This window comes from Mammaliicoccus sp. O-M54 (assembly GCF_022386035.1).
GTDB lineage: Bacteria > Bacillota > Bacilli > Staphylococcales > Staphylococcaceae > Mammaliicoccus > Mammaliicoccus sciuri_A.
Window position 1 is genome coordinate 497455 of record NZ_JAJNJE010000001.1, and the last position, 15692, is coordinate 513146.

Annotated in this window: 15 protein-coding genes; all 15 read left to right on the forward strand. The window is 32.5% G+C overall.

Annotated features, from left to right (window positions below; genetic code table 11):
* Positions 1-16: 16 nt before the first annotated feature.
* The 15 genes from mraY to LQ673_RS02635 all read left to right on the forward strand — a co-directional run bounded on the left by mraY (position 17) and on the right by LQ673_RS02635 (position 15663).
* Positions 17-982 (forward strand): phospho-N-acetylmuramoyl-pentapeptide-transferase, encoded by a 966-nt coding sequence (gene mraY / locus LQ673_RS02565; RefSeq protein WP_191836221.1) that lies wholly within the window; start codon positions 17-19, stop codon positions 980-982.
* A 1-nt stretch (position 983) separates the two neighbouring features.
* Entirely contained in the window at positions 984-2333 is a 1350-nt protein-coding gene (gene murD / locus LQ673_RS02570) for a UDP-N-acetylmuramoyl-L-alanine--D-glutamate ligase (RefSeq protein WP_107596655.1), read from the forward strand.
* 27 nt (positions 2334-2360) lie between these two features.
* Positions 2361-3305 carry a cell division protein FtsQ/DivIB gene (locus LQ673_RS02575; protein WP_191836222.1) on the forward strand — a complete coding sequence of 315 codons (945 nt, stop codon included), beginning with the start codon at positions 2361-2363 and terminating at the stop codon, positions 3303-3305.
* Positions 3306-3414: 109 nt separating this feature from the next.
* Positions 3415-4788 carry a cell division protein FtsA gene (gene ftsA, locus LQ673_RS02580; protein WP_126476918.1) on the forward strand — a complete coding sequence of 458 codons (1374 nt, stop codon included), beginning with the start codon at positions 3415-3417 and terminating at the stop codon, positions 4786-4788.
* Positions 4789-4816: 28 nt separating this feature from the next.
* Positions 4817-5974, forward strand: a complete 1158-nt coding sequence (gene ftsZ / locus LQ673_RS02585; RefSeq protein WP_037587538.1) for a cell division protein FtsZ — start codon at positions 4817-4819, stop codon at positions 5972-5974.
* Positions 5975-6033: 59 nt separating this feature from the next.
* The gene (gene pgeF / locus LQ673_RS02590) at positions 6034-6825 is read left to right on the forward strand and encodes a peptidoglycan editing factor PgeF (RefSeq protein WP_191836223.1); all 792 of its coding nucleotides are present in this window, start codon (positions 6034-6036) and stop codon (positions 6823-6825) included.
* An 8-nt stretch (positions 6826-6833) separates the two neighbouring features.
* Positions 6834-7505: a YggS family pyridoxal phosphate-dependent enzyme gene (locus tag LQ673_RS02595; protein ID WP_107617819.1), complete on the forward strand. Its 672-nt coding sequence runs from the start codon at positions 6834-6836 to the stop codon at positions 7503-7505.
* Positions 7506-7516: 11 nt separating this feature from the next.
* Positions 7517-8092: a cell division protein SepF gene (locus tag LQ673_RS02600; protein ID WP_107596659.1), complete on the forward strand. Its 576-nt coding sequence runs from the start codon at positions 7517-7519 to the stop codon at positions 8090-8092.
* A gap of 13 nt (positions 8093-8105) precedes the next feature.
* Positions 8106-8402 (forward strand): YggT family protein, encoded by a 297-nt coding sequence (locus LQ673_RS02605; protein WP_037587547.1) that lies wholly within the window; start codon positions 8106-8108, stop codon positions 8400-8402.
* Between the two features lie 71 nt (positions 8403-8473).
* Complete coding sequence (locus tag LQ673_RS02610) at positions 8474-9247, forward strand: YlmH family RNA-binding protein (RefSeq protein ID WP_239704649.1); 774 nt, start codon at positions 8474-8476, stop codon at positions 9245-9247.
* 18 nt (positions 9248-9265) lie between these two features.
* A complete protein-coding gene (locus LQ673_RS02615; protein WP_191836224.1) occupies positions 9266-9850 on the forward strand; it encodes a DivIVA domain-containing protein in 585 nt (194 codons plus the stop codon).
* 201 nt (positions 9851-10051) lie between these two features.
* Positions 10052-12802, forward strand: coding sequence for an isoleucine--tRNA ligase (gene ileS / locus LQ673_RS02620; protein ID WP_107577722.1), 2751 nt, complete (start codon positions 10052-10054; stop codon positions 12800-12802).
* Between the two features lie 287 nt (positions 12803-13089).
* Positions 13090-14076 carry a hypothetical protein gene (locus LQ673_RS02625; protein WP_239704645.1) on the forward strand — a complete coding sequence of 329 codons (987 nt, stop codon included), beginning with the start codon at positions 13090-13092 and terminating at the stop codon, positions 14074-14076.
* Between the two features lie 187 nt (positions 14077-14263).
* The gene (gene lspA, locus LQ673_RS02630; protein WP_037587555.1) at positions 14264-14743 is read left to right on the forward strand and encodes a signal peptidase II; all 480 of its coding nucleotides are present in this window, start codon (positions 14264-14266) and stop codon (positions 14741-14743) included.
* Entirely contained in the window at positions 14740-15663 is a 924-nt protein-coding gene (locus LQ673_RS02635) for an RluA family pseudouridine synthase (RefSeq protein WP_191836226.1), read from the forward strand. Before lspA ends, LQ673_RS02635 begins: the two co-directional genes overlap by 4 nt.
* The last annotated feature ends 29 nt before the right edge of the window (positions 15664-15692 follow it).

Sequence of the window (15692 nt, forward strand, 5' to 3'; positions counted from 1 at the left end):
GAAAAGGTGAACAATTATGAATTTTACGCTACCTGTCATTGCGTTTTTATTGACTTTGATACTTGTACCCGTTTTAATTCCAACACTTAAAAAATTAAAATTTGGGCAAAGTATTCGAGAAGAAGGACCTAAGAGTCATATGAAGAAAACAGGAACACCAACTATGGGTGGATTAACGTTCTTATTAGCAACAATCGTTGTAACAATCATTGCGTTATTCTATGTTGAGCAAGTAGGTCCGCTCATTCTGTTATTATTTGTAACACTAGGTTTTGGACTTATTGGTTTTATAGACGATTATATTATTGTCGTTAAGAAAAATAACCAAGGTTTAACAAGTAAACAAAAATTCTTAGCTCAAATTGCGATAGCCGTTGTATTCTATATCGTAAGTGTTATATTACCAAACTATGAATTTGAAACAGCTATCAACATTCCTTTTACAGATTGGTCATTACCATTGTCTGTTTTCTACATTATATTCATAGTATTTTGGCAAGTTGGATTCAGTAATGCTGTGAACTTAACAGATGGATTAGATGGTCTTTCAACTGGTTTATCCATCATTGCATTTGGTTTTTACGCGGCACTATCATTTATTCTTGATAAGCCAGAAATAGGGTTATTCTGTTTAGTGATGCTTGCAAGTTTATTTGGATTTTTAATTTACAACAAGTACCCAGCAAAAGTGTTCATGGGAGATACTGGAAGCTTAGCGCTTGGTGGTATTTTCGCAACGATTTCAATCATGCTTAACCAAGAAATAACATTATTATTAATCGGTTTAGTATTTGTAATTGAAACATTATCAGTTATGTTACAAGTAACGTCATTCAAGCTTACAGGAAAAAGAATATTTAAAATGAGCCCATTGCATCACCATTTCGAATTAGTTGGTTGGAGTGAATGGAAAATAGTATTAGTATTCTGGGCTACAGGTATCGTTACTGGTGCAATTGGTTTATGGATAGGGGTAATGTAATATGAAAGCATATGATGCATTAAAAGAGAAACCTGTTCTTATTTTAGGTTTAGCAAAAAGTGGATATGAAAGTGCAAAGTTATGCCATAAATTAGGAGCTGAAGTAACAGTTAATGACGGTAAAGATTTATCATCTGATCCGCATGCACTTGAATTAGAGCAACAAGGGATACGTGTAATCAGTGGTGAACATCCATTGTCACTACTCGATAATAAGCCTTTAATCGTAAAAAACCCTGGTATACCTTACAATATTCCACTATTGCAAGAAGCGATGAATCAAGGATTGGATATCATAACAGAAGTTGAATTAAGTTATTACATTTCAGAAGCACCTATTATCGGTATTACCGGTACAAATGGTAAAACTACGGTGACTTCTTTAATAGGTGATATGTTTGGTAATAGTAAAGTGAATGGTCAAGTTTCCGGTAATATTGGTGTAGTTGCATCAAAAGTTGCTCAAGAAGTTACGAAAGACGATTATCTTATTACTGAACTATCTTCATTCCAACTTTTAGGAACAATCCATTATCGTCCGCATATCGCGATTGTTACAAATATTTATTCTGCACATTTGGATTATCACGGTAGTTTAGAAGAATACCAGAATGCTAAGAAAAATATTTTTAAGAATCAAACCGAAGACGATTATTTAATTTTTAACTATGAACAAAGACATTTAATCAATACAGATGATATTAAATCTAAAATATTATATTTTTCAACTAATCAAAAAGTAAATGGCATTTATATTGAAGATGATTATGTCGTATATAATGGTATAAGAATTATCAATACGCAAGATATTGTATTACCTGGTAAACATAATTTAGAAAATGTACTTGTAGCTGTATTAGCTTCATTATTATCTGGTGTTGACGTGAAGTCGGTTGTGCATACTTTAACAACATTCTCAGGTATTAAACATAGACTTCAATATGTTGGGAATAATAGAGGTAATAAGTATTACAATGACTCTAAAGCGACGAATACTTTAGCGACACGATTTGCTTTAAGTTCATTTAATTCGCCAATCATTTGGTTATGTGGTGGATTAGATAGAGGAAATGACTTTGATGATTTAATACCATATATGGATAATGTCCGTTTGATGGTTACATTTGGCGAAACAAAAGATAAATTAAAAACGTTAGGTGCGAGTCAAGGTAAAGAGGTCTTGCAAGCAAATGACGTTAAAGATGCCGTCAATTTGATTCAAGATTATATACAATCTAATGATGTTGTCTTACTATCACCAGCGTGTGCAAGCTGGGATCAATATGATACATTTGAAGCGCGTGGCGACGAATTTATTGAAAGTTTCCAAAAACATTTACCAACATTTTAGAAATTGTGAAAAAAAGGAGTGACAACCGTGAATAAAAGTTCTGATAACAATGATGATATATTGCAATTTGAAACGACTACGGAAGATGAACGATTAGAAATTTTAAAGAAAAAAAGAAAACGTAGACGTCAAATTCAATTAGGTGTATTCATAGGTGTTATACTCCTTGTTATCTTGATTTTACTGTACATGTTTACAGACATCAGTAAAGTTGATCAAGTGGACATTAAAGGTGAAGAAATCGTATCTAAAAAGGATATCGAAAAAGCTTTAGACATTAAAAAAGATTCTCGAATATACAATATTCCTGTAAGTGATATGAAATCGAAAATCGAAGAAATTGAAGGCGTTAAAAGTGTTGAAATTAAACGTCATTTTCCAAATGATTTAACGGTAAATGTAAATGAATATGAAACGATTGGCTTAGTTAAAGAGAAAAAACGTTACGTACCGTTATTAGAAAATGGAAAAACAATTAAAAACTTATCAACAGATTTACCAATTGATGTTCCGATTTTGAATGATTTCAGTTCTAAAAAGTTAAATAAATTGATTCCTGAATTGAAAAAGGTGAAACCTAAAGTTAAATCAATGATATCGGAAATTAATTATAAGCCAGGTGAGAACAATCAGAATAGAATCCAACTATTTATGACAGATAATGTAGAAGTTGTTGGAGATATTCAAACTTTTGCGAATAAAATCAACTATTATCCGAGTATTTCTGATAAATTAGAGAGAGACAATTCTGGAGCGCTCAAAACACCTGGATTTTTAGATTTACAAGTCGGTGTAACATTCTTACCGTATGAAACAGAAGAACAGCAAAAAGAACGTTCAGAAAAAGAAACAAAACAAGATGAAAACAATAAAACTGAACAGAAAAAATTAGACCAAGCATTACAAGATTTATCTAAAGAATTGGATAAATCTGGAGAAGAACCAAAATCAACTGAGAAATCAGAAGAATAAGTAAAAAAATCAATAAATAAACCTATAATTAGTTCACATTAAATCAAGTATCATGTAAACTAATAATAGTTTAAATTTGATTATCATGTGTTAGAGGAGGTGCCTATCGATGGAGGAACATTATTATATTAGTTTAGATATAGGTTCATCGAGTGTAAAAGTAATAGTAGGAGAAAAATTTCATAATGGCATTAACGTGATAGGTACAGGGCAAACTTATACGAATGGTATAAGAAATGGTTGTATAGATGATTTTGATATCGCTAAACAAGCTATTAAAGATACAATCAAAAAAGCAGCAATTGCTTCTGGAATAGATATTAAAGAAGTATTCTTAAAAATGCCTATCGTGAATACAGAGATTTACGACGAAAAATTTGAAATACCTTTTGATGGTACAGAAACTGAAATAAATGGCAGTCATATAGAATCAGTATTAGAGGGCATTAGAGAATTGAATGATGTACCTGAAACTGAAGTCATTGGTGTATTCCCAATGAAATTTATTGTAGATGACTTACATGAGGTTTCTGATCCTAAAGAGATGGTTGCAACGCAATCATTAAAAGTAGAAGCAGGCGTTATCGCAACATCAAAATCATTATTAATCAACATCATTAAATGTGTTGAATCTTGTGGAGTAGATGTATTAGAAGTATTTTCTGATGCTTATAACTATCAATCTATATTATCTCCAACAGAAGTTGAACTTGGTGCTTGCGTCATTGATATTGGTGAAGATTTAACGCAAGTAGGCTTTTATGAAAGAGGCAATTTAGTTGATGCTGATACGATTGAAATGGCAGGTAGAAGCATAACAACAGATATTGCGAAATCATTAAATACTACATATGACAATGCCGAGAAGATTAAACAACAATATGGACATGCATTCTACGACTCTGCATCAGATCAAGATGTCTTTAGTGTTGAACAAATTAACGAAGATGGTCACGCACAATTCACTCAAAAAGAATTAAGTGAAATTATTGAATCAAGAGTAGAAGAAATTTTCTTTGAAATATTTGATTTATTACAAGATATGGGTATTACAAATGTTAACGGTGGATTCATCGTAACAGGTGGTACTTCAAACCTACTTGGTATTAAAGAGTTATTACAAGATATGGTTAATGAAAAAGTACGTGTACATACACCGTCTCAAATGGGTATACGTAAACCTGAGTTTACTTCTAGTATATCTACTATATCTAGTGGAATTAACTTTGATGAGCTACTAGATTATGTTACAATGAATAATTATGACGCTGATAATGTCGAAGAAGAAACATACGAAGAAGAAACTCAAGAAACTAAAGCTAAACCATATGAACAATGGTTTAAAAAGAAATCAAACAAAAACAATGACGCAAAAGCTTCAAATTCTGATCATGACAGAGTCTCCGAAACAGAATATGATTCGGAAAGTCAAGAAGAGAAGCCAAGTGTATTAAAAAAATTAATGAAATCGTTATTTGATTGATGGGTCATAAAGATTAGGAGGATAATAAATGTTAGAATTTGAGCAAGGGTTTAATCATTTAGCTACTTTAAAAGTAATTGGTGTTGGTGGCGGCGGTAATAACGCTGTTAACCGTATGATAGATCATGGAATGAACAATGTAGAATTTATTTCTATTAATACAGATGGTCAAGCTTTAAACTTATCTAAAGCTTCATCTAAAATTCAAATTGGTGAAAAATTAACACGTGGATTAGGTGCAGGTGCAAACCCAGAAATCGGTAAAAAAGCTGCTGAAGAATCACGTGAACAAATAGAAGATGCTATTCAAGGCGCTGACATGGTATTCGTTACTGCTGGTATGGGTGGCGGAACTGGTACAGGTGCTGCACCAGTTGTTGCTAAAATCGCAAAAGAGATGGGTGCATTAACTGTTGGTGTTGTTACACGTCCATTTAGCTTTGAAGGACGTAAACGTCAAACTCAAGCTGCTGCCGGTGTAGAATCTATGAAAGCTGCAGTAGATACATTAATCGTTATTCCTAATGATCGTCTTTTAGATATTGTTGATAAATCAACACCTATGATGGAAGCATTCAAAGAAGCAGATAACGTATTACGTCAAGGTGTACAAGGTATCTCCGACTTAATCGCTGTTTCTGGTGAAGTTAACTTAGACTTTGCTGACGTTAAGACTATTATGTCTAACCAAGGTTCAGCATTAATGGGTATCGGTGTATCTTCTGGTGAAAATAGAGCAATCGAAGCTGCTAAAAAAGCCATTTCTTCACCATTATTAGAAACTTCAATCGTAGGCGCACAAGGTGTCTTAATGAACATTACAGGTGGAGAGTCACTTTCACTATTTGAAGCTCAAGAAGCGGCAGATATTGTTCAAGATGCAGCAGACGAAGATGTTAATATGATCTTTGGTACAGTTATTAACCCAGAATTACAAGACGAATTAGTCGTTACAGTAATTGCTACTGGATTTAATGACAAACCTTCTAATGCTCGTAAACCACAAGGTGGCGGAGCATTTGGTGGAACTACAGAAGAACCTGCTTCTAAAAGAGAAGAAGGAGAATCACTAGGTAGAAAAGCTTCATTTGAAAATAAATCAGCAAATGAATCAACTGATGATAGTGATATTCCAAGTTTCATTCGAAATAGAGAAGATAGACGTTCTAGACGCTCTAGACGATAAATGAACTTAAAAAGTCATCAGGCTAAGTCCTGATGACTTTTTTTGTTAGGAGAGATGAAATGAAAGAGATTTTTAATCAACATAATCATTATTTATCATATGAAGCCGATGATAGAAATGATTTAACGATAGGTATTACAACTCGTCAAGGTGGTTATAGTCCATATCCGGAGAATGCATTTAATATGGCGCGATATATCAATGACGATCCAGATAATATTTCAAAGCATCAGCAAATATTAGCCAATGAAATTAATTTTAGTTGTGACAATTGGGTATTTCCAATTCAAACACATGAGAATAAAGTTCGAGAAGTATCTTCAAAGGATAAAGGTACCAATATCAATGCATTAACTGAAGAACTTCATGGAATAGATGGACTTTATACTTATGAGTCTGACCTATTATTAACGATGTGCTTTGCAGATTGTGTACCAATCTATTTATATGATACGCAAAATGGTTATATTGGTCTTTGTCATGCCGGATGGAGAGGTACGCATTCCCAAATTATTAAAGAGATGATTGAACAATATAACGGAGACGTTTCAAATTTGAGAGTTGTTATAGGACCATCCACATCTGACAGTTACGAAATTAACGAAGACATTTATCAAAAGTTCAAAACATTACCAATAGACTCTGAAGCGTACATTGTACAAAGAGGACAAGATAGATACGCCATAGATTTAAAACAAGCAAATGAACTACTTGCCATACATTATGGTGTTAATCCTGAACATATCGTTAAGACGAATCATTGTACGGCTAGTGAAACGGATTTATTCTTCTCATATAGAGTAGAAAAAGGGCAAACTGGTAGAATGCTTGCATTTATAGGTAGAAAGTAGGTATAGATTTGAAATCAGTAAAAGAAAATTTAGTAGAAATCAATTCACAAATTTGTAACAGTAGTGAAGAATCAGAATTTAATACGGCGCCTCAAGTGATTGTTGTGACAAAATATGTTACAATAGACCGAGCTAAAGAAGCTTATGAAGCAGGCTTGAAAAACTTTGGAGAAAATCGTATTGAAGGATTTTTGGAAAAGAAAAAGCATCTTCCAGATGATGCTATCATGCATTTTATTGGATCATTACAAACAAGAAAAGTAAAAGACATCATTAATGAAATTGATTATTTACATGCATTAGATAGATTAAAATTAGCTAAAGAAATTGAAAAACGTGCTGAACATGTTGTAAAATGCTTTGTTCAAGTGAATGTTTCGGGAGAAGAATCAAAACATGGCATGTCGCCTGATGAAGTTATCCCATTTATTCGAGAGCTTAAGGATTTTAAACATATTGAAATAGTTGGTTTAATGACTATGGCACCATTAACTGAAGACAAAATAAAATTAAGACAATATTTTAACCAACTAAGATTATTGAAAGAGAAAGTACAATCCTTAAACTTATCATATGCACCTTGCACTGAATTATCTATGGGCATGAGCAATGATTTCAATGAAGCAATATTAGAAGGTGCTTCTTATGTAAGAATTGGTACAAAATTAGTTGGCGAATAGGAGTGTAAATTATGGCAATTAAAGATGTATTTAAAGGCTTTTTCGTAGTCGATGAAGAAGAAGAAGTATACGAAGAGCCACAAAGAGAACAAACAAAATCACCACAACAAGAATCATCTATACAAGAACAAAAACCAAAACAACAATCTTTAAAAAGTGTACCAACACAAAAATCAAATACAACTAGATACCAATCACAACGTTCTCGTGATTTTAAAAAACCTGAAAGGAAAGAGGCCATGACTGAGAAACGTACAAATTCATCTCAAACGAATGTCGTTAGTATGAGCGGGAATATGGATTTTGCGCAAAGTTCAAAAATGTGCTTATTTGAACCAAGAGTATTTTCAGATACGCAGGATATCGCCGATGAACTTAAAAATAGACGTACAACATTAGTAAACTTACAACGCATTGACAAAGTATCAGCTAAAAGAATTATAGACTTCTTGAGTGGTACTGTTTATGCGATTGGTGGAGATATAAGACGTGTAGGAACAGACATCTTCTTATGTACACCTGATAATGTTGAAGTAGCTGGATCAATTACTGAGCAACTAGAACAAGTTGAACCTTATCAAGAATAGAGGAATTTAAGATATGGATAGTGGATTATTAAGTACGATATTAGGCTTTGTATTATTCGTCGTTAAAATTTATCAATATGGTATGATTGTTTATTTCCTTACATCATGGTTACCAGGCGTTAGGGAAGGCGCATTTGGACAATTTTTAGGGAAAATATATGAACCATTTTTAGAACCATTTAGAAAAATCATCCCACCATTAGGTATGTTGGACATATCTTCATTAGTGGCGTTTATAACGTTAAGTTTATTCTATGTTGGTTTAGTTAATATATTTAATATGATTGTACCTGTAATGCCAATATTATAATTAAACGATAAATGACAGTAGGGTGAGACGTAATGTCACATCCTATTTTTTATTGAATTAGAGGTGTCAAAATGGATATATATCAACACTTTAGAAAAGAAGAAAAAGAGATTATTGATTTATTTTTAAATAGGTGTGAAGTTGCTGAACGAAATTATCAACCAGTGCTTACAGAATTTCTGGACCCTAGAGAACAATTTATATTACAAACAATCGTGGGTGGCTTCGATGATTTAAATGTACATTACTTTGGTGGGAATGAAGAATCAGAAAGAAAACGTGCAATCGTCGCACCTGATTATTTTGAACCGACTGAAGCGGATTATGAATTGGTTCTTATTGAGCTTACTTATCCTTCAAAATTTGTTAAATTGACGCATCGTAATGTATTAGGTACGATCATGTCGCTTGGGATTGATAGAAATCAACTAGGGGATATTATTGTTAATGACCGTATACAGTTTGTTTTGACAAAGAGATTTGAATCGTATATTATGATGGAATTAACAAAGATTAAAGGTGCTGGAATCAAATTGAGTTCTATTCCATTCCAAAATATGATACAATCAAGTGAGAATTGGCAGACACATGACGCAACTGTAAGTGCATTGAGATTGGATGTAATCATTAAACACCTTACAAATACGAGTAGAACAATTAGTAAGAAATTGATTGAAAGTAAACGCGTTAAAGTCAATCATAGAGAAATCGAACAAGTAGACTTTATAGTCGAAGAAAATGATTTGATCTCTATTAAAGGATATGGACGTGCGAAGATCATTCAAAATAATGGAACTTCAAAAAAAGGCAAGATAAGAATAGCTTATCGAACATTGTTTAAATAGTGCTGAGGAGGAAAACTTATGGCATTTACCCCAGAGGAAATCAAACAAAAAGAATTTAGTAGAGTTCATAAAGGATTAGATGAAACTGAAGTACGTGGATATCTACAAACTTTAAGTGATGAAATTGAAAAATTAAAATCAGATAAAGCGCATTTACAAAGTATTATAGATGATAAAGAAGAGAATATTAGTCGATTCAAAGCAGTCGAAAATACAATCTCTGACGTATTATTACAAGCGCAAAAAACAAGTGAAGAAACGAAACATACTGCTGTTTTAAAAGCAGATGCTATTATTAAAGAAGCAGAAGGACGTTCTGATCAAATCGTTAATGATGCACTTCAAAAAGCGCGTCATATCAGTTTCCAAACTGAAGATATGAAACGTCAATCAAAAGTCTTCCGTTCACGTTTCCGTATGTTAGTTGAAGCGCAATTAGATTTATTGAAAAATGAAGATTGGGATTATTTACTGAATTATGATGTCGATCAACAAAAAGTTACTGAAGAAAATATTGACATTTTGAACAAAGAAGAAGAAAATAATCAAGAACAGATAAATAATCAAGCAGTTAAAAGTGAAGAGGACAAGCCTGAAGAATAAACGAATTGAGAAGCGAGTTAGGGATAGTGAGAGCCTAATAAATTCATTTCTTTAGGTATCACCTGTTTGCGAATATGATATATGTTTAATGAGTGAACTCTAAGTTGAGTTAATAAGGGTGGTACCGCGATGTATGTCGTCCCTATTATTTCAGCTTAGAGTTTTTTTATATTATTTTTATTAAGAAGGAGATTAAGACTTATGGATTACAAAGATACGTTACTTATGCCTAAAACAAGTTTTCCAATGAGAGGTGGTTTACCTAATAAAGAACCACAAATTCAAGAAGAGTGGAAAGAGAAAGATTTATACAATAAAATTTTAGAAAAAAATAAAGGTAATACACCATTTATTCTTCATGATGGTCCTCCATATGCTAATGGTAATTTACACATGGGTCACGCTTTAAATAAAATTTTAAAAGATATCATCGTTAGACAAAAAGCAATGTCTGGATATTATGCACCTTACGTGCCAGGTTGGGATACACATGGTTTACCAATCGAGCAAGCTTTAACAAATAAAGGTGTTAAAAGAAAAGAAATGTCAGTTGCTGAATTCAGAGAAAAATGTAAAGAATTTGCATTAGAACAAATTGAATTACAAAAAGCTGATTTCAGACGTTTAGGTGTAAACGGTGATTGGGATAATCCATATATTACGTTAAAACCTGAGTTTGAAGCGGCACAAATTAGAGTATTCGGTGAAATGGCTGCTAAAGGTTTAATCTATAAAGGTAAAAAACCAGTTTACTGGTCTCCTTCAAGTGAATCTTCATTAGCTGAAGCTGAAATTGAATACCAAGATAAAAAATCACCTTCAATCTATGTAGCATTTAATGTAGTAGATGGTAAAGGTGTAGTAGATGAAGATGCAGCATTTATTATTTGGACAACAACTCCATGGACAATTCCATCAAACTTAGCAATTGCTGTTAATCCTAAATTGAACTACGTACAAGTAAATGTAGAAGGCAAAAAATACGTTGTTGCCCAAGCACTTCTTGATTCAGTTTGTGAAGCATTAGACTGGAATAAAGAAACAATTACAATTGATAAAGAATTCAGTGGAGCTGAATTAGAATATGCAACAGCACAACATCCATTTATCGATCGTACTTCATTATTAATTTTAGGTGATCACGTTACAACTGATGCAGGTACAGGTTGTGTTCATACAGCACCAGGTCACGGTGAAGATGACTATATCGTTGGTCAAAAATATGATCTAGGCGTGCTTAGTCCAATTAATGATAAAGGTGTATTCACTGAAGAAGCAGGAGAATTTGAAGGTCTATTCTATGATAAAGCTAATAAAAATATCACAGAAAAATTAGACGAAGTTGGCGCATTATTAAAACTTACATTCTTCAAACACTCATATCCACATGACTGGAGAACTAAAAAACCAGTTATTTTCAGAGCTACTGAACAATGGTTCGCTTCAATCAGTAAAGTAAGACAAGATATTTTAGATGCAATTGATGATACGAAGTTTAAAATCGATTGGGGTAAAACACGTCTTTACAATATGATCAGAGATAGAGGAGAATGGGTTATCTCTCGTCAAAGAGTATGGGGTGTACCTCTACCAGTCTTCTACGCTGAAAATGGCGATATTATCATGACTGAAGAAACAATTAATCATGTTGCCAATCTATTCGAACAACACGGTTCAAATATTTGGTTTGAAAGAGAAGCGAAAGACTTATTACCAGAAGGCTTTACGCATGAAGGTAGCCCAAATGGTGAATTCACTAAAGAAACAGATATTATGGACGTATGGTTCGATTCAGGTTCAACTCATAGAGGTGTGTTAGAAACACGTCCAGAATTATCATACCCAGCTGATATTTATTTAGAAGGTAGTGACCAATACAGAGGTTGGTTTAACTCATCAATCACAACATCAGTAGCAACTAAAGGTATCTCGCCATACAAAATGTTACTTTCTCACGGTTTCGTAATGGACGGAGAAGGTAAGAAAATGAGTAAATCATTAGGTAACGTAATCGTTCCTGATAAAATTGTGAAACAAATGGGTGCAGATATCGCAAGATTATGGGTAAGTAGTGTAGACTACCTAGCAGACGTACGAATCTCAAACGATATCTTAAAACAAACTTCTGATGTATATCGTAAAATTAGAAATACATTCCGTTTCTTATTAGGTAATGTGAATGATTTCAATCCAGCAACAGATAGTGTGAAATACGAAGATATGCTTGAAATCGATCAATATATGCACAATAGATTAAATCAATTTATTGGCCGTACATTATCTCACTATGAAGCATTCGACTATCTAGATATTTATCAAGATATTCAAAACTTCATTAACGTAGAATTAAGTAACTTCTACTTAGACTACGGTAAAGATATCCTTTATATCGAACAAGTAGATTCATTAAAACGTCGTAGTATGCAAACAGTGCTTTATGAAACATTAGTTAAATTAACTAAAATCTTAGCACCAATCATTCCACATACAGCTGATGAAATTTGGGGACATATTCCACATGTTGAAGAAGAAAGTGTTCATTTAACAAATATGCCAGACCCACATGAAGTTGATACAGAATTAGTGGAAAAATGGTCTAAACTGATGAAATTAAGAGACGATGTTAACAGAGCATTAGAAGTTGCACGTAATGAAAAAGTAATCGGTAAATCATTAGAAGCACACATCACATTATCAAACTCAGAAGACTTTGATACAGTTGAATTCTTAAGTCAATTCCAAGACTTACAACAACTCTTCATTGTATCTAAAGTAGATGTCGTTGATGAATTAACAGACGGCGAAGAATATGAATATGTGAAAGTTAAAGTGAAACACGCTGACGGAGAAAAATGTCAACGCTGTTGGAACTACTCAGACGAACTAGGCTCAGTAGGCGAATTAGATAACCTATGCCCACGCTGTCAAACAGTTGTAAAAACATTAGTATAAATTTAATAATCATAAACGAACTCACGAGATAGAAATCTCGTGAGTTTTTTTGTAAAAAAAGTATGTCTAACAATTTTTATATGAGGCATAATTTAATATGATAAATGTAAAAAAATATATTGAATGGTAAAAATTTACATTGTATAATATCCTTAATTAATCTGAGGTATAAATTTCTTCAATAAAGATAAAGTATAGGCGATAAAAATATAAACCGAAATATAAGAAAGTTATATGAAGGTTAAAATTTAAAATACTATATTTGTATTCAAAAAGGGGAGAAGTTTATGTTAAAGAAAATACTTTTATCAACATTGTTATGTACAACACTAACAACACCTTTAATAGGTAAAGTTAATGCAGAAGAAATTAAACAAGATAAACCTGTTAAATATGTGTTTCATAACGGAGGAATGAGATCTCCAATAGGTGTGAACTTTGATGGTTCAATGACTGTACCTGAACAGGGTGGTGAAATATTAGAAATTGATGCAAAACCAGTAGATTTTTTTATTTATAAGGATGGTGTGCCTACGAATGAATTAAATCCTAAATATAAGCACATTTGGGATCAATGGGCGTACTATGATTTTTATGCATCAAAAGGTCGAACTGCTGATTTATTCGTTGGAGAACATCCTAGACCATTAGATGGGGAAATATTTGTACCTAAATATGATAATACTTCAGATAACACAAAAGTTGATGATAAAATAGATAATCAAAATAATGTAAATGATAAGAATAATGACAAAAAAGATGAACCTAAAAATGATCAAACAGAACCTAATAAAAACACTACTGACAATCAGTCTATGACAGAACAACCAAAACAAAATGTTCCTGCTAAAGTAGAACAACCGGCTAAAGATGATGGGAAAGTTGATAAAAATTCTGATAGTCAGAGTAATGTAGTTGATAAGAAAGATACTGCTAATCAAAATAAAGCTAATACTAATAAAGATAATAAGGCTATAGCTAATAATAAATCTAATGTTCAAAATAAAGTGTCAGTGAATAATCAAAAGTCTGAACCTCAATCTTCTGATGTTTCTAAAAAAGTTGATGTGAAAAAAGAAGATATTAATAAAGATGTGAAGGCTAAGGGTTCTGATAGTAAAGCTAAATCTGCTGATAATAAATCAGATAAACAACAAAAAGAATTACCTAAGACGGGGGAAAGTGATAGTACGTGGTTACGTAATGGTTTAGTCATTTTATCTGCTTTTATTGTTCTTGGTATTTATAGATTGTCTCGTAAGTATGAAGTGTAATTTAATGAATGAAAGAGATTAAGCAATTGTGGTTGCTTGATCTCTTTTTGTTTTGTTTATTAGTTTCTTATTTATGCGAGAAAATATATGTGATGTGGTGTTTGAATTAGATGTGTAATTTAAAAGATCATATTAACAATTAGGTCGTGTTATGTGGTAAAATAATCAAGATTGGAGTGGAAAGCAGATGCGTAAAGGTTACAATGTACCGATTTGGAGTACTTTTATTATTATATTAATCGCGCTTGATCAACTTACTAAATTTTTAATTGTTAAATCTTTAGAAGTGGGTGAGTCTATAAAGGTTATCAGTAATTTTTTATATATTACATCTCATAGAAACCAAGGTGCTGCTTGGGGGATTTTACAAGGGAAAATGTGGTTATTTTATATCGTAACAATTGTCGTGCTCGTTATTTTATTTATGTTCTTTAAGAACGAAGGATATGGACGACCTGATGTTCAACTTGGACTAAGTTTATTAATTGCAGGGTCAATTGGTAACTTTATAGATCGTTTGTTTAGAGGAGAAGTTGTTGATTTTGTTGATACATATATTTTCAGCTATAATTTCCCGATATTTAATGTAGCAGATGCTGCTTTAACGATAGGTGTCATTGTATTGATAATTGTGATTTTATTTGAGGGCAAGGAGGAAAAAGCTTGAATACATTTGAATTTAAGATAGAGACAGAAAATGAAATTGGTGTAAGAATTGATAAATTATTACCTGATTTGAATCCAGATTGGTCAAGAAATCAAATTCAAGATTGGATTAAATTAGGTTTAGTTGAAGTAAATGGTAAAGTCATTAAAGCAAATTATAAGACGAAGCTTAATGATGTGATTGTTGTGACAGAGAAAGTAATCGAAGAAGTCGATATTGTCGCAGAAGATTTAGGTATTGAGATTTATTATGAAGACAAAGATGTTGCGGTCGTTTATAAACCTAAAGGTATGGTTGTGCATCCAGCACCTGGCCATTATACAGGTACGTTAGTAAACGGATTGATGTATGTGATTAAAGATTTATCAGGTATTAATGGTGAAATTAGACCTGGTATTGTACATCGTATAGATAAAGATACATCAGGTTTATTGATGATTGCTAAGAACGATATTGCACATAGAGGATTAGTTGAACAGTTAGTTGATAAAACTGTGACAAGAGAATATACAGCACTTGTACATGGTAATATACCTCACGAATTTGGCACAATTGAAGCACCAATCGGTAGAAATCCTAAAGAACGTCAAGAAATGGCGATTGTTGATGATGGTAAAGAAGCTGTGACGCACTTTAATGTAATTGAAAAGTTCGAAAAATATACATTGGTTAAATGTCAGTTAGAAACAGGTCGTACGCACCAAATCAGAGTGCATATGAAACATATTGGTTTTCCTTTAGTAGGCGATCCTAAGTATGGACCGAAGAAAACAATGAACATTGGTGGACAAGCTTTACATGCTGGATTATTAGGATTTGAACATCCAGTTACTGGTGAATATATTGAAAAAGAAGCGCCACTACCAGAGTATTTTGAAACATTATTAGAGAAATTAAGAAATCGCGAAGATAAAAAATAAGTACAACGTGTAATAATACTTATTTAATT